A 22779-nucleotide genomic window follows, 5' to 3' on the forward strand; every position below is an offset into this window, starting at 1 on the left:
GTGCCCACGTCCTGCGGAGCGCACCGTTCGGCGGCGGGCGGCCGGGCGCGTGGGCGAACCCGCCTGCGGCGTACGGGCGGAGCCCTCCGGTCAGTGGCAGCCGCAGGCGGCGAGCCGGGCGACGATGCGGTCCATGGCGGCGCGAGCGGTGTCGACGGGCGCGGTGGTCCTGGTCATCACCGCGAAGGAGAGCTGCCGGCCCTCGGCGTCCACCACCAACCCGGCCAGCGTGTTGACCCCGCTCAGGCTGCCGGTCTTGGCGCGCACCAGGCCGGCCGCGTCGGCCGCGCCCGAGCCGGAGCCGAAGCGCTTGCCGAGGGTGCCGGTGAAGCCGGCGATCGGCAGACCGGTCAGCACCGGGCGCAGTTGCGGGTGCTGCTCCGAGGCGGCCAGCGCGAGCAGCCGGACCAGCACGGCCGGCGGGATCGCGTTGCCGGGGTGCAGGCCGCTGCCGTCGTTGAGCACCACGCCCGTCATCGGGACGCCGAGCCGGGCGAGTTCCTGGGTGACGGCGGTGGCGGCGCCCTCGAAGCCGGCCGGCTGGTGGGCGGCCAGCGCCGCCTGACGGGCGATCGCCTCGGCGAGCGTGTTGTCGGAGGTGGTCAGCATCCGCTCGATCAGCCGGGTGACGGTCGGCGAGTCCACCCGGCCGAGGACGGGGGCGGTGGCGGCCGACGGCGCCGCCGACGCCTTGGGCACGCCCTCGACCGTGACGCCCTGGGCCTTCAGCAGGGCGGCGAAGGCCTCGGCGGCCCGCCCGGCCGGGTCGGCGACCCGGGCCGGCGCGTCCTCCCGGCTCTTCGGGTCGACCCGGCCCTCGTCGATCATCAGCGGAACGACCAGGGCGATGTTGGCCGCGTCGTGGTTCTTGTGCTGCGGGCTGCCGGAGTAGAGGGAGAGGTCGTAGTCCAGCTTGACGGTGGTGGTGCCGGCGGCCTTGAGGGCCGCGACGGTCTGCCGGGCCAGCGCGTCCAGCGAGGCCGGGGCGGTGTCGGCGTCGGCGGGCACGCCGCCGATCTGCACCTGGTCGGCGGACAGCGCGGTGAGGGTCGGGTCGCCGCCACCCACGAGGGTGATCTCGCCGGGGTTCGCGCCCTTGACGACCCGGGTGCCCAGCCGGGTGTCGCCGGGGATCAGCGAGAGCGCCGCGATCGCGGTGGCGAGCTTGGTGGTGGACGCGGGGGTGGCCGGGGTGTTCTCGCCCGAGCCGTACAGCAGTTGGCCGCCGGCCGGGTCCGCGACGGCGAAGGTCACGGTGCCGAGGCTCTTGTCGGTGAGCACGGTGGCGAGGGCCTGCTGGAGGCCCTGCGCGGTCGGCACCCCGGCGGCCGGCCCGGCCTCGGCGGAGGCCAGTACGGCCCCGGCGGCGGGCGCCGGCAGGGCGGCACCGGGCTGGGTGGCCGACTGGGCGGGCGACGGCGCGGCCGAGCCGCCCGGGGCGGTCGTACCGGTGGCCGTCCCGCCCGGCGGCGGGGACGGCTGCGCATACGCACCACCCGAGGTCAGCACCGTACCCGCGACCAGCACCGCCGCTCCGAACAGCCGCGGGGCCGTCCCCCTGCGCCGCCGCCCCACCCCGACCCCAGCTCCCACCGACAGGCCCCTTTCCTGAGCACTCACTCCCGTAGGAGACACTTGGATTCTGTCAGTCCCTACCTTGGAGGAACCGTTGGAGTTCGACGTCCTGATCGAGATCCCGAAGGGCTCCCGCAACAAGTACGAGGTCGACCATGAGACCGGTCGCCTTCGCCTGGACCGGATGCTCTTCACCTCGACCCGCTACCCGGCCGACTACGGCTACGTCGAGGGCACCCTCGCGGACGACGGCGACCCGCTGGACGCGCTGGTCATCCTCGAGGAGCCGACCTTCCCCGGCTGCCTGATCAAGTGCCGCGTCATCGGCATGTTCAAGATGACGGACGAGGCCGGCGGCGACGACAAGCTGCTCTGCGTCCCGGCGACGGACCCGCGCTGGGAGCACCTGCAGGACATCCACCACGTGTCGGAGTTCGACCGTCTGGAGATCCAGCACTTCTTCGAGGTCTACAAGGACCTGGAGCCGGGCAAGTCCGTCGAGGGCGCCAACTGGGTCGGCCGCGCCGAGGCCGAGGCCGAGGTCACCGCGTCGATCAAGCGCCTGGCGGAGTCGGGCGGCCACTGAGCCGTGGTACCGATCTCGTCCGCCCAGGGCAGTTCGAGGTAGGTCGAGGCAGTCGGAGGCCGGGGTGCCGCGGAGTCTTCCGCGGACCCCGGCCTTCGCCGTGTCCGGGCCCGGTTTTACCGACAGCGTGTCGGCATGACGTAGACTTAGGCTAGCCTAACCATAACAATCGGGAGTGATCCCGATCTCTGGAGGCCGCATGTCCACGCCCGAGCAGCCCGTCCCGTTCTCCACCGTGCTCCGCACCGCGAGCAGCGAGGAGCACGAGGCGGCGGAGCAGTCCTCGTTCATGAGCCACCTGCTCGGCGGACGGCTCGGGGTCGACGCCTACGCGGACCTCACCGGCCAGCTCTGGTACGTCTACCGCGCCCTGGAGGGCCGGGCCGGGGAGCTGGCGGAGCACCCGCTGGCCGGGCCGTTCATCGACCGGGCGCTGCTGCGCACCGCCGCCATCGAGCGGGACCTCGCCCACCTGCGCGGTCCGCACTGGCGCACGGGGCTCGCCCCGCTGCCCGCCACCGCCGCCTACGTCGCCCGGGTGGAGGAGCTGGCCGCCGAATGGCCGGCCGGGTACATCGCGCACCACTACACCCGCTACCTCGGGGACCTCTCGGGCGGTCAGATCATCCGCGGCATAGCCGAGAAGACCTGGGGCTTCGAGCGCAAGGGCGACGGCGTGCGGTTCTACGTCTTCGAGGAGGTCGACAACCCGGCCGCGTTCAAGCGCGACTACCGGGCCCGGCTGGACGCCGCCGGGCTGGCGCTGGACGCCATCGAGCGCCGCCGGGTGGTCGAGGAGTGCAAGCGGGCCTTCGTGCTCAACGGGGCGATCTTCCGCGACCTGGACTCGCGCTACCCGCTGAGCGCCTGAGCCCTGTCCTGAACGCTTCCCCGCCGGCAGCGGGACGGCCCCGGCGAGCAGGTGCTCGCCGGGGCCGCGTGCGTGTGCGGGACCGTCAGGCCTGGGCCTGCACTTCGGACCGGGTGCCGCGGCGGCGGACCAGGACGGTGGCGCTGCCGCCCAGCAGCAGCAGGCCGGCGGCGGTGGCCAGCAGCGGCACCACGGGGGTGTCCGAGCCGGTGGAGGCCAGCGAGGCGCCGCCGGTGGTGCTCAGCGAGGCTGGGGGCGCCGCTGCTCAGCGAGGTGTACGGCCACCCCGTCGAGGTGCTGCCGCACCCGCGCACGGGCGTCCCGCTGGTGCTGCCGGAGCGCCCGTGGGGCTGCGGCCGGTGGAGCTCCGGGCCGGTCAGCCCTCGTCGTCCAGCCGGAACCCGATCTTGAGGCCGACCTGGTAGTGCTCGATCCGGCCGTCCGCGAGGTGGCCCCGGACCTGCGTCACCTCGAACCAGTCGAGGTTGCGCAGGGTCCGGGAGGCCCGCTCGACCCCGTTGCGGATCGCGGCGTCGATGCTCTCGGTGGAGGACCCGACGATCTCGGTGACCCGGTACACGTGCTCGCTCATGGCGGACTCCTCAGCTGTGCGACGGCCCCCGGTCCACCGTGCACCGCGTGCGGGCCGCCCGCACCCCGGCCGCCGCCGACCGGGCCGGGCCGGGCCGGGCCGGGCCGGGTCGGGTCGGGTCGGGTCGGGCGGGCTCACCCGGTCAGAGCGGGCCGCCCGCGAGCAGGTCGTCGACCCGCGCCTCCCCGTCGCGGTACCGACGGGTGATCTCGGCGCTGCAGCCGTCCGCGGTCCGCTGCAGCCGCTGCCGGCGCCCGGAGACCTCGCGCTCGTGCGCGCGCAGCCGCTCCAGCGCGGCCAACAGCTCCTCGGCGGGGTGCGCGCCGAGGTCGGCCAGCTGGACGTCGCCCATCAGGGTGTCCGCCTCCACCTGGGACTGCTGGCCGCGCGGCGGCCCGAGCGTGACGTGCCGGGCGGAGAGCCGGACGGAGGACGGCGCGTCGGCGAGGATGGCCGGCAGCCGGTCCAGCAGCGCGGCGCCCGGCCCCTCCGCCCCGGCCGCCGCCAGGACCGGGCCACCGTCGGGGCGCCGGTCCAACTCGGCCCGCAGGATGTCCATCCGGCCGTGCAGCAGTCGCCGGAGATAGGACAGGTCGGCCTCCTGCTCCAGGGTGTCCCGGCGCAGGGTCCGCAGCTGGTCCAGACCCAGCCGCCGCAGATCCGGCTCCCCGCCGCCCGCCGTCGCACAGGAGGGGGCCCCCGCCGGCTCCGGGCTCCCGGGCGCCCGCCCGGACCGGTCCTGCGCCGCGCTGCTCGCGTCCATCAACCAACCACCTGCCGTTGTCCCGAATCCCGCCCGATCCCGCCCGCTCGCGGCACCCCGTCGTCTGCCGCGTTGTCCGGTCCGTCTCCGGCCTGCCGTTGCGCGTACCGCCCTGTGCACGCCCGGGCACCCCCTGAGGGTTCCCGCCCCGCACCGATGCCACCCGCCGGGGCGACACCGCCAGAACGCCTGACCTACCGGCTCGACCGCCCGGCCGACCCGGCCCCGGCGCAGCGTCGAGCGGGTGCCCGGCCCCAGCGTGCCACCCCGCCCGGCGCCCGTGCACCGCCCGTGCACCCGAACGGCCCCCTGGCGAACCGGGGTGGCTGATATGACCAGGGCTTTCCGCAGGAAGATCGGCGCCAGCGGGAGCGCAGGCGCACGCCACCCAGCGCTCGCCAAGCCTGCACGCGCCCCCTGGGGAGGCTCCCGCCGCTGCGGGTGGTCAGCCGCGCACGTGCAGCCCGAAACCCGTGCGGCCCGCGGGCTCCAGCCCCTCCCTCAGGTTCAGCGAGGGGATCTCGTAGTCACCGAAGTTCTGCCGCCGGAAGGGGATCGGCTCGGTCGACTCCAGGGTGAGCAGGCGCTCCTCCCAGGCCTTGGCGACGTCCGGGAAGGCCTCGTCGGTCATCCGGTCGGTGCCGTGCAGAACGAACGGCGGCAGCACCTCGATGCCCGGGTAGTAGAGGATGCCGTGGTGGATCGGGAACAGCAGGTCCTCGATGGGGCCGTTGATCCCGCGGGCGGCGTAGTGCGACTCCGGGCCGCCGACGGTCACCGACAACAGGGCCCGCCGGCCCGCGAGGGTGCCCTCGCCGAAGCGCTCGCCGTACTTGGTGTCGCTGTGCTCGCCGACGCCGTACGCGAAGCGGTAGGTGAACACCCGGTCCACCCAGCCCTTGAGGATCGCCGGCATCGAGTACCACCACAGCGGGAACTGGAAGACGATCGTGTCGGCCCACAGCAGCTTCTCCTGCTCGGCGCGGACGTCCGCGCCGAGCTCCCCCGCCTCGAAGGCCCGGCCCGAGTCCCGGGCGACCCTCAACGGGCTCGACGCGTGCGGGCCGTAGTCCGCGGCGTCCACGACCGCCTTCCAGTTCATCGCGTACAGGTCGCTCACCCGCACCTCGTGCCCGGCGGCCTCCAGGGTGGACACCGCGAGGTCCTTCAGCGAGCCGTTGAGCGACTGCGGCTCGGGGTGGGCGTAGACGATCAGCGTCTTCACGGGAACTCCTTCGGATCGGATGCCTCCGATACTGGGCACCGCGGCGCCCGGTGTTCAGGGGCGCCGCTTCCGTCGGACCGGACTTCCTGGTATCGACAGGGCCACCCTCACGGGCGGCGCCGCGGCCATACTGAAGGGCATGGACGATCTTGCGGGCTTCCTGCGGACCAGGCGCTCCCGGGTCGACCCGGCAACCGTCGGCATCCCCGTCGACAGCCGCCGCCGGGTCGAGGGGCTGCGCCGCGAGGAGGTCGCCCACCTGTCCGGCGTCAGCGTCGACTACTACGTACGCCTGGAGCAGGGCCGCGCGACCCAGCCCTCCGAGCAGGTCCTCGACGTGCTCGCCCGCGTCCTCGGCCTCGACGAGACCGAACGCGGGCACCTCTACCGGCTCGCCCGGCAGCGCCGCCGCCCCGCCAAGGCGCCGAGTGGGCGGATCCGGCCGGAGCTGCTGCGCGTCCTCGGCCTGGTCGCCGACGCACCCGCGCTGATCATGGACCACCGGATGGACGTGCTCGCCGGCAACCGCCTCGCCGGACTCCTCTACGGCCGGCCGATACCGGGCCTGAACACCGCCCGGCACATCTTCCTGGAGGAGACCGAGCGCGGCCTCTACGCGGACTGGGAGACGTGCACCCTCGACGTGGTCGGGCACCTGCGCCTGGCCGCCGGAAAGCACCCCGAGGACCCCCGGCTGGCCTCGCTCATCGGCGAGCTGGCGATGGGCAGCGAGCGCTTCCGCCGTCTCTGGGCCCGCGCGGACGTCCGGGCCCGCTCCCACGGGCGCAAGGCGTACCGGCACCCGCTGGTCGGCCTGCTAGAGCTGCACCACGAGAACTTCGCGCTGCCGGACGAATCCGGCATGGAGCTGCTGGTGCTGTCCGCGGCCCCCGGCAGCCCCGCCGAGGACGGGCTGCGCCTGCTCGCGGGCCTGGGCGCGGACAGCGGTGAGGCGCACCCCCCGGTGAACGCCAAGGTCCGCGAGTAACCCGACGAGGCCCCGCCCCCGCGGGTTCGACGGTGCCTCCGAAGGCGGTACCCGGCTCCGGCACAATGGCCGCATGCGAGCAGTGGTGCAGCGAGTGACCGAGGCCAGGGTGACGGTGGCCGGCGAGACCGTCGGCGCGATCGAGGGGCCCGGGCTCTGCGTCCTGGTCGGCGTGACCCACGAGGACACCCCCGCCAAGGCGGCCCAGCTGGCCCGCAAGCTCTGGACGCTGCGGCTGCTGGAGGCCGACGGGAACGGGGTCGAGCAGTCCTGCTCCGACCTGGCCGCGCCGCTGCTGGTGATCAGCCAGTTCACCCTCTACGGGGACGCCCGCAAGGGCCGGCGCCCGACCTGGAACGCGGCCGCGCCCGGCCCGGTCGCCGAGCCGCTGGTGGACGAGGTGGTCGCCCGGCTGCGGGAGCTCGGCGCCAAGGTGGAGACCGGCCGGTTCGGCGCGGACATGCAGGTGGCACTGGTGAACGACGGCCCGTTCACCGTCCTCGTCGAGGTCTGAGCCCCGACGAGGTCTGAGCCGCCCCCGACGAGGTCCGGGCGGCACCGACCGCGGCGGCGCTACTGCGGGACGATCACGTCCTGCGTCCCCGGGACCCTCCCGGCCAGCAGCACGGCGTCCACCGGGACGTTGCGCTTGACGATCGCCAGCGCGATCGGCCCCAGCTCGTGGTGGCGCGCCGAGGAGGTCACGAAGCCCAGCGCCCGCCCGTCCGGGTCCGAGGCGAGCCGCACCTCCGTCCCGTGCGGGGGCAGCATCTCCTCCGTGCCGTCCAGGTGCAGGAAGACCAGGCGGCGCGGCGGCCGGCCCAGGTTGTGCACCCGGGCGACCGTCTCCTGCCCCCGGTAGCAGCCCTTCTGCAGGTGCACGGCGGTACCCAGCCAGTCCACCTCGTGCGGGATGGTCCGGTGGTCGGTCTCGAAGCCCAGCCGCGGCCGGTGGCCCTCGATCCGCAGCGCCTCGTACGCCCAGACGCCGGCCGCCGGGCCGTACCCCTTGCTGAGCGCCTCCAGCTCGGGGCGCGGCAGGAAGAGGTCCCGCCCGTACGACAGCTCGCGCACCGCCGCCGCGCCCTCCGCCGAGGCGGTGGAGCCGGCCGGCAGGTGGACCAGCGCGTAGTCGGCGGTCGCGTCCGCGACCTCCACCCGGTAGAAGAACTTCATCCGCTCCAGGTAGCCGACCAGCTCCGGTGCGGTACCCGGCTCGACGTGCGCCCAGGTGGTGGTGCCGTCGTCGACCAGGTACAGGGCGTGCTCGACGTGCCCGTTCGCGGAAAGCACCAGTGCCTCGGTGGCCCGCTGCGCCGGAAGCTCGCTGACGTGCTGGGTGAGCAGGAGGTGCAGCCAGGTCAGCCGGTCCTCGCCGGTGACGGTGACCACTCCCCGGTGCGAGAGGTCCACGAAGCCGGCGCCCTGCGAGAGGCTCCGCTGCTCGCGGAAGATGTCGCCGTAGTGGGCGGCCACGCCCTCGTCGGTTCCCTCGGCGGGGACGGCACCGGGCAGGGCAAGCAGCGGGCTCTTCATACCGGCCAGCTTACGACCGCTCCGCGGCGTGCTTGGCGGCGCAGTCGGCGCAGCGGCCGAAGATGGCGAAATGCTTGAGGTCGGTGTCGAAGCCGTGCTTCTCGCGGAGGCTGTCGATCAGCGGCTGGGCGATCTCGGTGCTGGTCTCGGTGACCTTCTCGCAGTCCCGGCAGACCAGGTGCAGGTGGTGGTGGCGACCGGCCAGGTGGTACGTCGGGGCGCCGTGCCCCAGGTGCGCGTGCGAGACCAGGCCGAGCTCCTCCAGCAGCTCCAGCGTCCGGTAGACGGTGGAGATGTTGACGCCGCTGGCGGTCTGCCGGACGTGGCAGAGGATGTCGTCCGGGGTGGCGTGGTCGAGCACGTCGACGGCCTCCAGGACGAGCTGCCGCTGGGGCGTGAGGCGGTACCCGCGCTCGCGCAGGTCGGCCTTCCAGTCGCCGGAGAGCTGCCAGTCGGTGGTGCCGGTGTCCGCCACGGTGCTGTCCCTGCCAAGGTCGGGGGTCCTGAGGCAAGTGTAGGGACCGACCCGCGGCCGGTCCCTACCTCATGCGCGATGAGCCGTGCTCAGCCGGAGGCCGTGCTCAACGAAAGGCCGTGCTCAGCGGAAGAAGGCGATGCCGTCGTCCGGCAGGTCGTTGATGTCCTTGATCAGCTGGGCGGGGCTGAGCACCTTCTTGAGCTGCGCGGACATGTACGGGCGCAGCGGCACGTTCGGCGCGGACTTCTCGCCGACCCAGAGCAGCTCCTCGTTGACGAAGCCGAAGAGGCGCTTGCCGCCCGAGTACTCCGGCGAACCCTCGATCCGGGCCACCGCGTCGGTGGAGACGTCGATCTGCGGCTTGCCGTCGGCCAGTTCGCCGTACCAGATCTCCACGGTGCCGTCGTCACGGACGGAGGAGATCTCGATCCCGCGCGCACCGCTGGTGCCGTGCGGGTTGCTGGTGATGCGCCAGAAGGCGTGCTCGTTCTCCAGCGGGCGGACCTTCTCGCCCTCGTTGTCCAGCACCCAGGTACGGGAGCGGAACTCCAGGAAGGGCCGGCCGTCGTGCCGGATGACGATCTCCTGGCCGAAGTTGCACTTCTCCGTACCGGGGAAGTCGTAGACGCCCGCGCCCTCCCAGGTACCGAGGAGGAAGGCGAGCGGGACGACGTCCTTGTGGAGGTCAGAAGGGATCTCGATCATGTTCCTGGTTGCTGTCGTCGGTGTGGGGCTGCTTCAACCGTACGGCAGCTGCTCAGCGCTGGCCCTGGTACAGCTTCATCACCGAGAAGATGGCGAACCAGGTGATCAGCACGGCCATGAGGGCCAGCAGACCGTCGAAGAAGATTTCCAGACCGGACACGGGGGGCTCCCAGGGCGGCGACAGTGTGGTGGATTTTGCTGTCGCTCACTCTATCCGCCGGGCGTCGGCGGGTCTCGGTGAGCCCCACCACGTCGGGATTTTCCCGGGATCTAGGGTGGCGCCATGTCGAAGAAACTGGTCATCAAGGTCACTGCCGGAGCCGACGCGCCGGAGCGGTGCTCGCAGGCGTTCACGGTGGCGGCGGTCGCCGTCGCCAGCGGGGTCGAGGTCTCGCTCTGGCTGACCGGGGAGTCCTCCTGGTTCGCGCTGCCCGGGCGCGCCGCGGAGTTCGAGCTGCCGCACGCGGCGCCGCTGCCGGATCTGCTGGAGTCGATCCTGGCGGCCGGGACGGTCACCCTCTGCACCCAGTGCGCGGCGCGGCGCGGGATCGAGCAGCAGGACACCGTCAAGGGTGTCCGGATCGCGGGCGCCCAGGTCTTCGTCAGCGAGATCATGGCGGACGGCGTGCAGGCGCTCGTCTACTAGGGCCTGTCGGGGTGGTCCCGGTCGTGGCCGGGCTCGTCCCACTTCGGGTCCTCCCAGCGCGGGTCGTTCCACCAGTCGTCCTCCGGGTCCCGCTTGTTGGCGAAGACCGCGGCGGCCGGGGGGATGACCATCGCGAAGAGGCAGAGCCCGATGGCCGCCGGGACGGACCAGAACCGCACCACGCCCCAGGCGAGCACGAACAGGCCGATGCAGACGCCCATCATGGCGAAGTAGTAGCGATGCCTCCGGCGTGCCTGCACCTCTCCACGGTATGCCTGAGGGCCCCTGCGCGGCAGGGGCCCTCAGGTGTGTCCAGCGCGTGGATCAGACGGCGATCGCGACCTCGGTCAGGTTGCCCTGGGAGGCGACGACCTGACGGTCCACGGTCTGGCCCGGGACGAGCGCGCGCAGCGTCCACTTGCCCGGGCGGGCGAAGAACCGGAACTGTCCGGTCGCCGAGGTGGGCACCTCGGCCGTGAACTCGCCGCCCTCGTCGAGCAGACGGACGTAGCCGTTGACCGGCTCTCCGTCGCGGGTCACGGAACCCTGGATGATCGTCTCGTTCGCCACGTCAACTCCTGCCAGGTCCGGGCCGCCGGCCTTCGCACCGCACATAGTGTGTCTTCCCTTCTGACTTACGGATTGAGCCGGCGGCTCAGTTGCCGAGCTCGATCGGCACGCCCACCAGGCTGCCGTACTCGGTCCACGAACCGTCGTAGTTCTTCACGTTCTCCTGGCCGAGCAGCTCGTGCAGCACGAACCAGGTGAGCGCGGAGCGCTCGCCGATGCGGCAGTAGGCGATGGTGTCCTTCGCCAGGTCGATGCCCTCGGCCTCGTACAGGGCCTTGAGCTCGTCGTCGCTCTTGAAGGTGCCGTCGTCGTTGGCGTTCTTGGCCCACGGGATGTTGCGGGCGCTCGGCACGTGGCCGGGGCGCTGCGACTGCTCCTGCGGGAGGTGGGCCGGGGCGAGCAGCTTGCCGGAGAACTCGTCGGGCGAGCGCACGTCGACCAGGTTCAGGTTGCCGATGGCGGCGACCACGTCGTCGCGGAAGGCGCGGATCGAGGAGTCGACGGCCTGCGCCTTGTACTCGGTCGCGGTGCGGACCGGCACCTCGGCGACCAGGTCGCGGGAGTCCAGCTCCCACTTCTTGCGGCCGCCGTCCAGCAGGCGGACGTCGCCGTGGCCGTACAGCTTGAAGTACCAGTAGGCGTACGAGGCGAACCAGTTGTTGTTGCCGCCGTAGAGCACCACGATCTGGTCGTTGGCGATCCCCTTGGCGCTGAGCAGCGCCTCGAAGCCGGCCTGGTCGATGAAGTCGCGGCGGACCGGGTCCTGGAGGTCGCTCTTCCAGTCGATCCGGACGGCGTTGCGGATGTGGTTCTTCTCGTAGGCGGAGGTGTCCTCGTCGACCTCGACGATGACGACCTTCGGGTCGTCCAGGTGGGCCTGGACCCAGTCGGCGTCGACCAGGACGTCGCTGCGGCTCATGGTGATGTTCTCCATCCGGGGGCGGTTTGCGGAAGGTGCTGCTGCTGGCTGCTCGGGGTGACCGGTCCGAATCTCTGTCCGAATACTGGGACGAACAGGAGGAGCGCATGGTACCGAGCGGTGGTCTGCGGTGTGCGATGGCGGAGACCGGCGTCAACTGCCGGGCCAGGTCACCGGGAGAATCGGCGGCGGGAGTGAACTGCCCCGCAAAAACGCCGAGTTAGCGCATTCGACACAGACAGGCGGACACGCGGCACAGGTCTACCGCCCGCCGCTTCGTGAGGTCCGTCTGTCGCTTCATGCCGACGATGCTAGGGACCCGGGGCACCTGCTGTCATTAGCGTATCGAATGTTGAGACCAGATGGCTCGAATACCGAGATTTGGGCTTTTTGCGGCCGACTGGAATCGACCGGCGGCCGAACGGGGGCCCGCACGGCGCCGCCCCGGGCCGGAAACGACACCGCTCCGCGGACGGCGCTGGACAGCGCGTCTCGCGGAGCGGAACGGGGTGGAACGGGGTGGAACGGGGTGGAACGGAGACGGATCGGGGGTACGGCGTGGGCCCGGGCGGCCCGATCAGCCGATCAGGGTGAAGCCGTCGCCCTGGAAGGTCAGCTGGAGGCCGTCCTCCTGCGGTGTCACGCCGGACAGCTGGAGCCCGGCCGGGAGCCGGTCCAGGGTGAAGCTCACCGGTTCGATCTTCTGGTTGGCCAGACCGGCCACCATCGAGGCCACCCCGCTGAGCTGGAAGCCGTCCGCCGTGACGGTGTTGCCCTGGCTGTGCACCGACCCCTCGCCGACCGCGAGCGGGCCCAGCGACGCCTTGATCCTGCCCGGACCGCCGTACGACAGGCTCAGCCGGGTGTTGGCGCCCACCGGCAGCCGGCCCGCGCCGGGCATCATCTGGGACGCCGGCGGCAGCAGCTGGGCGAGGTCCGCGTACGAGATCAGGCCGCTGCCGCTGCCCTTGGCCACCTTGGCGCTCCTCAGGCTGTCGCTCGCCGCGACCCCGGACAGCTTCGCCTTGAAGGAGTGCAGCGCCACCTGGCGGTTGCCGTCGCCGACGGTCAGCCCGTCGGCGGAGATTCTCAGGTCGTCCACCTTCATCGAGACCAGGTCGGTGAGGAACGGGAAGTCGCCGATCGACACGTCCGGGCGCTGGCTCATCCGGCCGCTCTTCACCAGCTGGTCGGCGACCTCGTCCTCGGCCAGGCCCACGGCGATCCGGTCGGCCCCCACCAGGAGGCCGGCGAGCACCGTCAACCCGATCGTCGCCTTCACCCAACCGCGCATCGCTCTCCCCCGTCGTCGCCCGTCGCCGCCGTGGGCGCCCCGGCTCTCGTCCGGCCCGCCCGCGTACGGCCGCTCCCGCACGACCGTACGACGTCCCGCCCCGGAGCATGGTTCCGGGGCGGGACGCCGGTGCCGCGCAGGCCCTGTCCGGGCGGTGTCAGCCCGCCAGCAGGCGGGTGGCGATCCAGATCAGCGGCGAGGCCACCGCCAGCGGCAGCGCAACGCCCGCCGTCATGTGCACGAACCGGGACGGGAAGTCGTACCCGGCCACCCGGCGGCCGACCAGCGCACCGAGGCCCGCCAGCACGCCCAGCGCCGGCGGCGCGCCCACGGCCAGGCCGAACACCACGGCCGCGACCAGGCCGAGCACCGGGCCCAGCTGCTTCGGCCCCGGCAGCGGCGCCGCGGCCAGCACGGTGGCCAGCGCGACCGCGCCGACCGCCGCCGGCACCCAGTCGGCCAGCAGCAGCGCGGTGCAGAGCACCGTCACCACCGAGGCGGAGCCGAGCACGGTGAGCGCGTAGAACCGCTCCTTCGGGTCCGAGGGGCGGAACGTCTGCAGCACCAGGACCAGCAGGAAGAACCCGCCGAGGGTGCCGACCACGGCCGCCGCACCGCCGTCGGAGCCGGCCAGCAGCACCGCCGCGTCCGCGGTCAGACCGGCCAGCGCGGCGAGGGCGATGCCCTGCCGGGCCGGCCACATGCCGTTCAGCCGGAACCAGCCGGCCGCGGTGAGCCCCTGGAGCAGTACGACCACCAGGGCCAGGGCCACCTGCCCGAGCGCCGCGCCGCCGGCCAGCAGCGCCGCCGCGCCCGCCGTGATCAGGGCGGGCTGCAGGCCCGGCTCGATGATCGGCGAGCCGGTCCGGGCGCGGGGCGCCGCCGGGGCCGGCTGCACGGGACCGGGCTGGGCCGGAACGGGCGGTGTCGGACCGGACCGGGCCGGACCGGCGGCGCGGCGGCGGCCGGAGCCGGGCGGCACGGCGGGGGCACCCGGCGGGGTCGGGAGCGGCGGACGCTTGAGCGTCATGGTCGGCGGGTCGAAGGCGGGCACGGGGGCCGGGGCCGGGCCGGGGCCCACGGCCGACACCGGGGGGATCAACGCGGTCGGCGCGTCCTCGGCTGCGGGCACCGGAGGGATCAGCGCCGTCGGCGCGTCCGCTGCGGGCGGCCGCCCGTACGGCTCGTAGCCCTGGTGGCCGTGGGAGGTCCCGGCGGCCGCCGGCCGGCCCTGCCCGGGGGCGTGGGGCTGCGCGCCGTACCCCTGCTGCGGGTACGACTGCTGCGGGTACGACTGCTCCGGCGCGTGGGCCGGCGGCGGGGCGTACGGGTGCTGCGGCTGCGCCGGTCCCTGCTGCGGGTGCTGCGGCGGCCGGGCGTGCTGCCCGGGGTACTGTGCGGGGTTCGGCCAGCCGCCCTGGCCCGCGCCCTGCGGGTCGGCCGGGGCGGGCCGGTGTCCGCCGAAGCCGTCGTTCGCGTCGCTCATGTCGGTCACGGCGCTCACCCTCCCGCGAACGGCGGGAGCACCTCGACCGTGCCGCCCTGGCTGAGGGCGACGGTCGTGTGGTCGCGGCCGCCGACGGGGGAGCCGTCCACCAGGTACGAGCAGTGCCCGAGCAACCGGACGAGCTTCGGCCGGTCGGCGTGCCGCTGCCTGGCCGCCGCCAGCGCCTCCGCCAGGGTCGCGGCCTCGTACGGCTCCTCGGCCAGTCCGGCCTCGGACTTCGCCGCCGCCCAGTAGCGGATCGTCCCGCTCACCCGCGCGGCGTCCGCCGGCTCGGTGGTCGCACCCATGGCAACCCCTTCTCCTCGTCGTCGCCCGGTCCGGTACCCGGTCCGGGTCCACATCGGAACCGCCACACAATCACTCGAAAGGTGTATGCGCACGGTGGCGCCGATGTGCGTCCCATGATGGCGGGTCCGCCGCCACGACCGGCAACCGCCCTGGCCGGAGCGGTGCCGACGGGCGGCCGAAGCTGTGGCCAGGCTCACCCGGGCGGCGCCCGGTTTGGCCGAAGCGCCGCATTCGAGCCCTCCCGGTGCGGGACCTGGTCGGCTATCCTCGACGCCTAAGGGATCCGGGCAGAGTCGCCCCCGGGTCCTTTTGTGCTTTCAGGACGCCAGTACGGACGTCCTTGCGATTCGTCGGCCCACCCCCGGCGCGGAGCAGGGACCGCCCCGCCATCTCTCGGCACAACGAAGTGCCCGGACCAGGCGGGGTGTCGGAACCCGGCGCCGGGCCGCCGCCCGGCACGGGACAGACCGGAGGGTTCACGGGATGAGCAGGGCAGAAACGGTGCAGGGGTTGCGGGACCTCCGGCACGCTCCCGGTTCCGCCGTGCACGCCGGTGAATCCCCCGGTCCGGGCCTGGCGCCCGCCGTCTTTCCCCCACCCTCGCCGCCCGCCGCCGCCCCTCCCGGGGCGCGCCGCGCGCGACACCTCCTCGAACGTGCGCCAGCCGGCTGTGGCGGCAGCCGTACAGCGACCGCGACGACCCGGAAAGGGGACTACCGGGTATGAGTTCTCTGCTCCTCCTCACCAACGCACTGCAGCCCTCCGCTGAGGTGCTGCCGGCCCTCGGCCTGCTGCTGCACTCCGTGCGGGTGGCACCGGCCGAGGGATCGGCCCTGGTCGACACCCCCAGCGCGGACGTCATCCTGGTCGACGGCCGGCGCGACCTGCCGCAGATCCGCAGCCTCTGCCAGCTGCTGCGCTCCACCGGCATCGGCAGCCCGCTGATCCTGGTGGTCACCGAGGGCGGCCTGGCCGCCGTCACCGCCGACTGGGGCGTCGACGACGTCCTGCTGGACACCGCCGGCCCGGCCGAGGTCGAGGCCCGGCTGCGGCTGGCCCTGGGCCGGCTCCAGGTGGTCACCGACGACAGCCCGATGGAGATCCGCAACGGCGACCTCTCGGTCGACGAGGCCACCTACTCCGCCAAGATCAAGGGCCGGGTGCTCGACCTCACCTTCAAGGAGTTCGAGCTGCTCAAGTACCTCGCGCAGCACCCCGGCCGGGTCTTCACCCGGGCGCAGCTGCTCCAGGAGGTCTGGGGCTACGACTACTTCGGCGGCACCCGGACGGTGGACGTCCACGTCCGGCGGCTGCGGGCCAAGCTCGGCGTCGAGCACGAGCAGCTGATCGGCACCGTGCGCAACGTCGGCTACCGCTTCGTCGTCCCGGACAAGTCGGACAAGGGCGAGCGGTCCGACCTCGGCCAGCGCTCCGCCGCACCGACCGCCGGCGAGAGGTGACCGGAGGCCGGGCGGGCGACCCCCGCCCGGCTTGTCCACATTCGCCTGGCCGCCCCCCGCGCGCTACCGCACGGTAGCCACGTCCCGTCTGCCCGGCCGCACGCCACACGCGTAGACTCCCCCCGTGGCCAAAGTGACGCGCGACGATGTAGCCCGGCTGGCTGGTACCTCGACCGCGGTCGTCAGCTACGTCATCAACAACGGACCCCGCCCGGTCGCGCCCGCGACCAAGGAGAAGGTCCTCGCGGCGATCGAGCAGCTCGGCTACCGGCCGAACAGCGTCGCCCAGGCGATGGCCTCCCGCCGCACCAACCTGATCGGCATGGTCGTCCCCGACGCCCGCCAGCCGTTCTTCGCCGAGATGGCGCACGCCGTGGAACGGGCCGCCTCCGAGCGCGGCAAGCTCGTGCTGATCGGCAACTCCGACTACGTGGACGACCGCGAGGTGCACTACGTCCGCGCCTTCCTCGGCATGCGGGTCTCCGGGCTGATCCTGGTCAGCCAGGGCCCCTCGCAGCGGGCCGCCGAGGAGTTCGCCGCGATGGAGGGCGCCAAGGTGGTGCTGCTGCACCGCCGACCCGAGGCGATCGACGACGTCGCGGTGGTCACCGACGACGTGGGCGGCGCCGAGGCGGTGGTGCGCCACCTGCTGGAGGTGCACGGGCACCCGTACGTGGCCTGCTTCGGCGGCCCGGTCGAGTCCCCCGCCCCCGGCGACCCGGTGATCGACCACGTCGAGGGCTGGCAGCGCGCCATGGACGCCCACGGCCTGCCCGCCGAGCCGCACCTGATCGACGCCCCGTTCCACCGCTACGGCGCCTACGAGGTCGCCCTCGGCGTGCTCGGCTCGGCGGACCGCCCGCCGGCGATCTTCTGCTCCACCGACGACCAGGCGATCGGCGTGCTGCGGGCCGCCCGCGAGCTCGGCCTGCGGGTACCGGACGACCTCGCGGTGGCCGGCTTCGACGACGTGCCCGAGGCCGCGCTCGCCGACCCGCCGCTGACCACCGTCGCCTCCGACCGCGACGCGATGGCCCGGGCCGCCGTGGACCTGGTCCTGGACGACTCGCTGATGGTGCCGGGCTCGGACACCGAGCGGGTCCGGAAGTTCCCGTCCCGCCTGGTCATCCGCCGTTCCTGCGGCTGCTCAGGACCGCAGCCCGAGGCCGGCACCGAAGCGGAATAGCCCGCTCCGGTCCCGGGCCGCCGACAGGCCGCCTGACCAGGCTTTATGAGAAGTCAACGGGCTTCTCTCCCCCTTCTGAGCCCGCTCTCATCGGATCCTCATCCGCCGGGCGGACGTTGGTCGGCATGAGCGATCAGCAGCGCGGCGACCAGTACGACCGGCACCACCAGGACGGCCTCCCCGGCGGCTACCCGCCCCCGGGCGCCCACCCGCACCGGGACCGGGTGATCGAGGGCACCGTCGTCGAGAGCGGCCCCGCGTACCGTGAGGACCACTCCGGCGGCTTCGACGGCCCGCCCGCTCCGCCGACCGCGGCTCCCCCGATGCCCCCCGCACCGCCGACGCCTCCCGCCCCGCCGGTACTGCCCGAGGCCGGCGGACCGGCCCCGCACGGCGGCCACCGCGGCCGCGGCCGACGCGGGCTGCTGCGCGGCCGGCTCGTCCTGGTCACCGCCGTCGCGGCGGTCGCCGCCGTCCTCGGCGGGGTGACCGGCGGGGTCGTCGCCGCCGAACAGCACGGCTCCGGCAGCCGGACCGCCACCGTCGCCAGCCCGATCTCGGCCCGCTCCGACGGCAGCGCCGACGTGGCCGCCATCGCCTCCGCGGTCTCGCCGAGCGTCGTCCAGATCACCGTGAAGAGCGCGAACGGCACCGCCACCGGCACCGGCGTGGTGCTCACCAAGAGCGGCCAGATCCTCACCAACTACCACGTGGTCTCCGGCGCGGTCGACGGCGGCCAGCTCTCCGTCACCTTCCAGGACGGCTCCACCGCCAAGGCCACCGTCACCGGCACCGACAAGGCCCTGGACGCCGCCGTGATCACCGCGAGCGGCGGCGGCAGCCTCACCCCGGCCACCCTCGGCGACTCCGCCGCCGTCTCGGTCGGCGACCCGGTCGTCGCCATCGGCAACCCCGAAGGCCTCACCGGCACCGTCACCTCGGGCATCATCAGCGCCGAGAACCGCGAGGTCACCGTCCAGGTCGACGAGGGCAGCACCAGCGGCAACGGCGGCTTCGGCTTCCCCAAGCTGCCCGGCCTGCGCGGCAGCACCCCGCAGAACAGCGGCGACACCACCACCTACAAGGCCTTCCAGACCGACGCCGCGCTCAACCCGGGCAACTCCGGCGGCCCGCTGATCAACGCGAGCGGCCAGGTCATCGGCATCAACTCGGCGATGTACTCGGCGACCGGCTCCAGCTCCACGGCCGACAGCAGCAGCGCCGGCAGCGTCGGCCTCGGCTTCGCCATCCCGATCAACGACATCAAGCAGGTGCTGCCCAAGCTGCAGGCCGGCCAGAACATCTAGACGGACAATTACTCCGAGCAGGTGCCCCTCCCACAGGCGCTCCTCCGCAGGCCCCCACGCAAGCCCCCGACGCAGGCCCTCCGACGAATGAGAAAGGGCAACCGCCCATGATCCCGTCCGCCGACGACCGCACCTCCGCCGAGCCAGGGCAGGCCACCGCCCGGCTCCTCGTGGTCGACGACGAACCCGCCCTCCGGGACGCCCTGGAGAGCAGCCTCGCCTTCGAGGGCTACGAGGTCGCCACCGCCACCGACGGCTACGAGGCACTGGAGTCCGTCGAACGCGACAAGCCCGACCTCGTCCTGCTCGACATCATGATGCCCCGGATGGACGGCCTCACCGCCGTCCGCCGGATGCGCTCGCGCGGCGACACCGTCCCGGTCCTGATGCTCACCGCCCGCGACGCGGTCGGCGACCGGGTCACCGGCCTGGACGTCGGCGCGGACGACTACCTCGCCAAGCCCTTCGAGCTGGACGAACTGCTCGCCCGGGTGCGCGCCCTGCTCCGCCGCAACGCCCTCGCCACCGAGGCCGCCGCCCGGGCCGCCGCCGTCGAGGACGACAGCGAGGTGCTGGCCTTCGCCGACCTGCGGATGAACACCGCCACCCGCGAGGTCACCCGGGCCGGCACGCCGGTCGAACTGACCCGCACCGAGTTCATGCTGCTGGAGATGTTCCTCTCGCACCCCCGCCAGGTCCTCACCCGCGAGCAGATCCTCAAGGCGGTCTGGGGCTTCGACTTCGAGCCCTCCTCCAACTCCCTGGACGTGTACGTGATGTACCTGCGCCGCAAGACCGAGCAGGGCGGCATGCCGCGGATCATCCAGACCGTCCGCGGCGTCGGCTACGCGCTGCGCCCGGCCGCCGGCGCCCCCGCGTGAGCGACACCGCCACCCCGCCGCCCCCGCTGGTCCCGCCGCGCGGCCGCGGGCGCCGGATCGTCCGCTGGTACCGCGCCCGGTCGCTGCGCAGCCGGCTCGCCTTCCTGACCGCGGCCGCGGTCGCGGTGGCCATCGTGCTGTCGGCGCTGGCCTGCTGGTTCATCGTCGAGCGGCAGCTGTACGGCCAGGTGCGCAACGACCTGCGCAGCGTGCAGCTGCCGAGGCTGCGCATCCCGGCGTACTGCCCGACCACCCCGGAGGAGGCGCTGAAGCAGGCCACGCTGCCCTTCCCCCGCGACGGCGCCGCCCAGGACCCGGGGTTCGCCTTCCGGGACACCCAGATCGTCAAGACCGATCCGCCCGGGGTGTGCCTGCCCCCCGGCGCCACCAAGGCCATCGCCCTCCAGACGGACGACGCCCAGGTCTTCCGGCTGCCGCCGTTCCAGTCGGTCATCCGCAGCGGCCACTACACCAACGGCGCGCCCGCGATGGTCCGGGTGTTCTGGGCCTCCACCACACCCAACGGCATCCCGGTGCTGGTCATGGTGGCCGCGCCCACGCAGCCGGTCGAGGACGCGCTGCAGAAGCTCGCCCTGATCCTCGGCGGCGTGGCCCTCGGCGGCATCATCCTCGCCGGTGTCGCCGGCCGGCTGGTCGCCCGCTCGGCCCTCAAGCCCGTCGACCAGCTCACCGACGTGGTCGAGCACATCGCCCGCACCGAGGAGGTCGGCAGCACCATCCCCGTCCACGGCAGCGACGAGATCGCCCGGCTGTCGACGTCCTTCAACTCCATGAGCACCGCGCTCGCCAACTCCCGGGACCGCCAGACCCGGCTGATCGCCGACGCCGGGCACGAGCTGCGCACCCCGCTCACCTCGCTGCGCACCAACGTCGACCTGCTGATCCGCAGCGACGACACCGGCCGCCCGTTGCCCCCGGCGACCAAGACCAAGCTGCTCGGCAACATGAAGGCGCAGATGCAGGAGCTGACCGTGCTGATCGGCGACCTGCTCCAGCTCTCCCGCCCCGACACCCCCCGACCGGAGCGGATCCTCGCCGTGGTCGCCCTGCACGAGCTCGCCGACCGGGCGGTGGCCCGGGCGAAACTGCGCGGCCCGGGGCTGGTCTTCGAGACCGCCGTCGAGCCCTGGTTCGTCCACGGCGACGCCGCCGCCCTCGAACGCGCCGTGATCAACCTGCTGGACAACGCCGTCAAGTACAGCCCGCCCGGCGGGGCCATCGACGTCGGCCTGCGGCAGGGCGTGCTGACCGTCCGCGACCACGGTCCGGGCATCCCCTCGGACGAACTGCCCTACGTCTTCGACCGGTTCTGGCGCTCCCCGTCCTCCCGTCAGCTCCCCGGCTCCGGGCTCGGCCTGTCGATCGTGGCGCAGAGCGTCCGGGAGGCCGGCGGCGAGGTCGCGCTCGGCCCGGCCCGGGACGGCGGACCGGGCACCCAGGCCACCGTGCGGCTGCCGGGCGGACCGTCCCCGGCGTAGCGGGGAAACGGAACGGGCGGGGCGCCCCGACAGCGCCCCGCCCGTTCCCTTACCGTCGGCTCTCGGTCAGTCGAGGTCGCTGCCCGGGCCGAGGACCTTGATGCGATCCTGCGCGGGGGCCTTCAGCGGCGCGGCGGCCGTGCTGTGGGCACCCAGGTAGGCGGCGAAGACGTCCAGGTCGGAGGCGCCGACCAGCTTGTCGGTGCCGGCCGCGAAGGCCGGGAAGCCGTCGCCGCCGCCGGCCAGGAACTCGTTGGCCGCGACGCGGTACTTGGCGGCCGGGTCGACCGGCGCGCCGTTCAGCCGGATCGAGTCCACGAGCACCCGGTCCGCACCGGCCTTGCGCATGTCCAGGGTGTAGGTCAGGCCCTTGGAGGACTGCAGGACCTTCGGCGAGGCCTCGTTGGAGCCGCTGACCTGCTGCTGGAGCAGCTGGACCAGCTGGGCGCCGGTCAGCGTCTTGACCTGCATCATGTTGGTGAACGGCTGGACGGTGAACGCCTCGCCGTAGGTCACCACGCCGTCGCCCTCGGCGCCGGTGGCCTTGTAGACCAGGTCCGAGCGGATGCCGCCGGGGTTCATGAAGGCGACCTGCGCGCCGCCCTTGTCGGCGGGCGCCAGGCCCTCCAGCTGGGCGTCGGCGATCACGTCACCGAGCGGCTTCTCCGGGTCGCTGTTGCCGCGGCCGTTGATGTCCGAGGCGATGAAGCCGAGCGGACGGTTGGCGATCGGGGCGGCCAGCTTGGAGTAGCGCTCGATCAGCGCCGTCATGTCCGGGGCCTTCTCGACCGTGCGGCGCACGACGTGGTTCTCGGCCTTGACCGAGGGGCGCACGATGCTGCCCGTGGTCTTGTCGAGCTTCAGGTCGATCTCGGTGTAGAGCCGGCCGAAGGAGGCGGCGCTGGTCACCGAACGCGGCACGCCCTGCGGGTCGGGGATGCTGCAGGCGTACGCGTTGTGGGTGTGGCCGGTGACGATGGCGCCGATCGCCGGGTCCAGGTTCTTGGCGATGTCGACGATCGGGCCGGAGATGCCCTGGCCGGCGGCGCCGCAGTCGTAGTTGTAGGTGCTGCTGGCCGGCAGCCCGCCCTCGTGGATCAGGGCGACGATCGAGTTCACGCCCTGCTTCTTCAGCTCGGCCGCGTACTTGTTGATCGTGGTGACCTCGTTGCCGAACTTCAGGCCCTTGACGCCCTCGGCGGTCACGATGTTCGGGGTGCCCTCCAGGGTCACACCGATGAAGCCGACCTTCACGCCCTGCGACCTGGTCACCCAGTACGGGGCCAGGATCGGCTTGCCGGTCTTCTCGTTGGTGACGTTGGCGGCGAGGTAGTTGAAGTTGGCGCCCTTGAACTTGCGCCCCGCCTCGTAGCAGCCGTCCACCGGGTGGCAGCCGCCCTCCTGAAGGCGGGTGAGCTCCTTGGCGCCCTCGTCGAACTCGTGGTTGCCGACGGCGGTGACGTCCAGGCCGAGCTTGTCCATCGCCTCGATGGTCGGCTCGTCGTGGAAGAGCGCGGAGGTCAGCGGGCTGGCGCCGACGATGTCGCCGGCCGCGACGGTGATCGAGTCGTCGGCCGGGATCCGGGCCTGGCGCAGCGCGGTGGCCAGGTACTCGATACCGCCGGCCGGGGTGGAGACCACCTGGCCGGTCGCCGGGTCGATCTCCCGGATGGTGCCGGACGAACCGGCCGGGGGCTCCAGGTTGCCGTGGAAGTCGTTGATCGCCAGCAGCTGGAGGTTGACGGTCTTGTGGCGGTCGGCATCCGCGGCCTGGGCCGCGGTCGGCACGGCCACGGAGCCGAGCAGCCCGGCGGCGGCGACCGCGGCCAGGCCCGCACGTCGGGATCTGACGGTGAACATTCTGAGGGTCCCCTACCCCTAGAGCGCCCGGGCTGTGGTCGAC

Annotated in this window: 26 protein-coding genes; 10 read left to right on the top strand and 16 right to left on the bottom strand. The window is 73.2% G+C overall.

Annotated features, from left to right (window positions below):
- Nucleotides 1-90: 90 nt before the first annotated feature.
- Nucleotides 91-1593 carry a D-alanyl-D-alanine carboxypeptidase/D-alanyl-D-alanine-endopeptidase gene (dacB, locus tag ACGFZP_RS37220; protein ID WP_392941330.1) on the bottom strand — a complete coding sequence of 501 codons (1503 nt, stop codon included), beginning with the start codon at nt 1591-1593 and terminating at the stop codon, nt 91-93.
- A gap of 76 nt (nt 1594-1669) precedes the next feature.
- Here dacB and ACGFZP_RS37225 point away from each other — a divergent pair, with 76 nt between their 5' ends.
- Nucleotides 1670-2161, top strand: a complete 492-nt coding sequence (locus ACGFZP_RS37225) for an inorganic diphosphatase (protein ID WP_387942415.1) — start codon at nt 1670-1672, stop codon at nt 2159-2161.
- Between the two features lie 199 nt (nt 2162-2360).
- Nucleotides 2361-3032 (top strand): heme oxygenase (biliverdin-producing), encoded by a 672-nt coding sequence (locus ACGFZP_RS37230; RefSeq protein WP_392941331.1) that lies wholly within the window; start codon nt 2361-2363, stop codon nt 3030-3032.
- An 85-nt stretch (nt 3033-3117) separates the two neighbouring features.
- On the opposite strand, the gene ACGFZP_RS37235 is transcribed toward ACGFZP_RS37230, so the two are convergent.
- The 4 genes from ACGFZP_RS37235 to ACGFZP_RS37250 form a co-directional block, all read right to left on the bottom strand.
- Complete coding sequence (locus ACGFZP_RS37235) at nt 3118-3225, bottom strand: LPXTG cell wall anchor domain-containing protein (RefSeq protein WP_392941397.1); 108 nt, start codon at nt 3223-3225, stop codon at nt 3118-3120.
- Nucleotides 3226-3408: 183 nt separating this feature from the next.
- A complete protein-coding gene (locus ACGFZP_RS37240; RefSeq protein ID WP_387942427.1) occupies nt 3409-3624 on the bottom strand; it encodes a dodecin in 216 nt (71 codons plus the stop codon).
- A gap of 142 nt (nt 3625-3766) precedes the next feature.
- Nucleotides 3767-4387 (bottom strand): ABC transporter substrate-binding protein, encoded by a 621-nt coding sequence (locus ACGFZP_RS37245; RefSeq protein WP_392941332.1) that lies wholly within the window; start codon nt 4385-4387, stop codon nt 3767-3769.
- 445 nt (nt 4388-4832) lie between these two features.
- The gene (locus tag ACGFZP_RS37250; protein WP_392941333.1) at nt 4833-5612 is read right to left on the bottom strand and encodes an NAD(P)H-dependent oxidoreductase; all 780 of its coding nucleotides are present in this window, start codon (nt 5610-5612) and stop codon (nt 4833-4835) included.
- 139 nt (nt 5613-5751) lie between these two features.
- Between ACGFZP_RS37250 and ACGFZP_RS37255 the strand changes: the two genes are divergently transcribed.
- Nucleotides 5752-6600, top strand: a complete 849-nt coding sequence (locus ACGFZP_RS37255; RefSeq protein WP_392941334.1) for a helix-turn-helix transcriptional regulator — start codon at nt 5752-5754, stop codon at nt 6598-6600.
- 73 nt (nt 6601-6673) lie between these two features.
- Nucleotides 6674-7114 carry a D-aminoacyl-tRNA deacylase gene (dtd, locus tag ACGFZP_RS37260; RefSeq protein WP_392941335.1) on the top strand — a complete coding sequence of 147 codons (441 nt, stop codon included), beginning with the start codon at nt 6674-6676 and terminating at the stop codon, nt 7112-7114.
- Between the two features lie 59 nt (nt 7115-7173).
- On the opposite strand, the gene ACGFZP_RS37265 is transcribed toward dtd, so the two are convergent.
- The 3 genes from ACGFZP_RS37265 to ACGFZP_RS37275 all read right to left on the bottom strand — a co-directional run bounded on the left by ACGFZP_RS37265 (nt 7174) and on the right by ACGFZP_RS37275 (nt 9319).
- Nucleotides 7174-8136 carry a YgfZ/GcvT domain-containing protein gene (locus ACGFZP_RS37265; protein ID WP_392941337.1) on the bottom strand — a complete coding sequence of 321 codons (963 nt, stop codon included), beginning with the start codon at nt 8134-8136 and terminating at the stop codon, nt 7174-7176.
- A 10-nt stretch (nt 8137-8146) separates the two neighbouring features.
- Entirely contained in the window at nt 8147-8611 is a 465-nt protein-coding gene (locus ACGFZP_RS37270) for a Fur family transcriptional regulator (RefSeq protein ID WP_392941339.1), read from the bottom strand.
- 123 nt (nt 8612-8734) lie between these two features.
- Nucleotides 8735-9319, bottom strand: coding sequence for an FABP family protein (locus ACGFZP_RS37275; RefSeq protein WP_392941341.1), 585 nt, complete (start codon nt 9317-9319; stop codon nt 8735-8737).
- A 283-nt stretch (nt 9320-9602) separates the two neighbouring features.
- On the opposite strand from ACGFZP_RS37275, the gene ACGFZP_RS37280 reads away from it, so the two are divergent.
- Nucleotides 9603-9965, top strand: coding sequence for a DsrE family protein (locus tag ACGFZP_RS37280; protein WP_392941343.1), 363 nt, complete (start codon nt 9603-9605; stop codon nt 9963-9965).
- Here the strand turns inward: ACGFZP_RS37280 and ACGFZP_RS37285 are convergent.
- From ACGFZP_RS37285 to ACGFZP_RS37315, 7 genes are all read right to left on the bottom strand, one after another.
- A complete protein-coding gene (locus ACGFZP_RS37285) occupies nt 9962-10225 on the bottom strand; it encodes a DUF3099 domain-containing protein (protein ID WP_392941344.1) in 264 nt (87 codons plus the stop codon). The genes ACGFZP_RS37280 and ACGFZP_RS37285 overlap by 4 nt on opposite strands.
- 64 nt (nt 10226-10289) lie before the next feature.
- On the bottom strand, nt 10290-10580 hold the full coding sequence (locus tag ACGFZP_RS37290; RefSeq protein WP_093861460.1) for a DUF1416 domain-containing protein: 291 nt from the start codon (nt 10578-10580) through the stop codon (nt 10290-10292).
- 40 nt (nt 10581-10620) lie between these two features.
- Nucleotides 10621-11454: a sulfurtransferase gene (locus ACGFZP_RS37295; RefSeq protein ID WP_392941347.1), complete on the bottom strand. Its 834-nt coding sequence runs from the start codon at nt 11452-11454 to the stop codon at nt 10621-10623.
- 220 nt (nt 11455-11674) lie between these two features.
- Nucleotides 11675-11755: an Ms5788A family Cys-rich leader peptide gene (locus ACGFZP_RS37300; RefSeq protein WP_353652343.1), complete on the bottom strand. Its 81-nt coding sequence runs from the start codon at nt 11753-11755 to the stop codon at nt 11675-11677.
- Nucleotides 11756-12031: 276 nt separating this feature from the next.
- Complete coding sequence (locus ACGFZP_RS37305; RefSeq protein WP_392941349.1) at nt 12032-12748, bottom strand: DUF2993 domain-containing protein; 717 nt, start codon at nt 12746-12748, stop codon at nt 12032-12034.
- A gap of 157 nt (nt 12749-12905) precedes the next feature.
- The gene (locus ACGFZP_RS37310; protein ID WP_392941350.1) at nt 12906-14243 is read right to left on the bottom strand and encodes a hypothetical protein; all 1338 of its coding nucleotides are present in this window, start codon (nt 14241-14243) and stop codon (nt 12906-12908) included.
- A gap of 5 nt (nt 14244-14248) precedes the next feature.
- The gene (locus ACGFZP_RS37315) at nt 14249-14542 is read right to left on the bottom strand and encodes a MoaD/ThiS family protein (RefSeq protein WP_387942453.1); all 294 of its coding nucleotides are present in this window, start codon (nt 14540-14542) and stop codon (nt 14249-14251) included.
- A 723-nt stretch (nt 14543-15265) separates the two neighbouring features.
- On the opposite strand from ACGFZP_RS37315, the gene ACGFZP_RS37320 reads away from it, so the two are divergent.
- The 5 genes from ACGFZP_RS37320 to ACGFZP_RS37340 all read left to right on the top strand — a co-directional run bounded on the left by ACGFZP_RS37320 (nt 15266) and on the right by ACGFZP_RS37340 (nt 20876).
- Nucleotides 15266-16003 carry a response regulator transcription factor gene (locus ACGFZP_RS37320; protein WP_392941352.1) on the top strand — a complete coding sequence of 246 codons (738 nt, stop codon included), beginning with the start codon at nt 15266-15268 and terminating at the stop codon, nt 16001-16003.
- A 124-nt stretch (nt 16004-16127) separates the two neighbouring features.
- Entirely contained in the window at nt 16128-17189 is a 1062-nt protein-coding gene (locus tag ACGFZP_RS37325; RefSeq protein WP_392941354.1) for a LacI family DNA-binding transcriptional regulator, read from the top strand.
- Nucleotides 17190-17314: 125 nt separating this feature from the next.
- Nucleotides 17315-18496 carry a S1C family serine protease gene (locus ACGFZP_RS37330; RefSeq protein ID WP_392941355.1) on the top strand — a complete coding sequence of 394 codons (1182 nt, stop codon included), beginning with the start codon at nt 17315-17317 and terminating at the stop codon, nt 18494-18496.
- Between the two features lie 107 nt (nt 18497-18603).
- Complete coding sequence (locus tag ACGFZP_RS37335; protein WP_392941356.1) at nt 18604-19377, top strand: response regulator transcription factor; 774 nt, start codon at nt 18604-18606, stop codon at nt 19375-19377.
- Nucleotides 19374-20876 carry a sensor histidine kinase gene (locus ACGFZP_RS37340; protein ID WP_392941358.1) on the top strand — a complete coding sequence of 501 codons (1503 nt, stop codon included), beginning with the start codon at nt 19374-19376 and terminating at the stop codon, nt 20874-20876. Before ACGFZP_RS37335 ends, ACGFZP_RS37340 begins: the two co-directional genes overlap by 4 nt.
- A 66-nt stretch (nt 20877-20942) precedes the next feature.
- On the opposite strand, the gene ACGFZP_RS37345 is transcribed toward ACGFZP_RS37340, so the two are convergent.
- On the bottom strand, nt 20943-22736 hold the full coding sequence (locus ACGFZP_RS37345; protein ID WP_392941360.1) for a bifunctional metallophosphatase/5'-nucleotidase: 1794 nt from the start codon (nt 22734-22736) through the stop codon (nt 20943-20945).
- Nucleotides 22737-22779: the final 43 nt, after the last annotated feature.

The organism is Kitasatospora sp. NPDC048239 (assembly GCF_043202015.1).
GTDB lineage: Bacteria > Actinomycetota > Actinomycetes > Streptomycetales > Streptomycetaceae > Kitasatospora.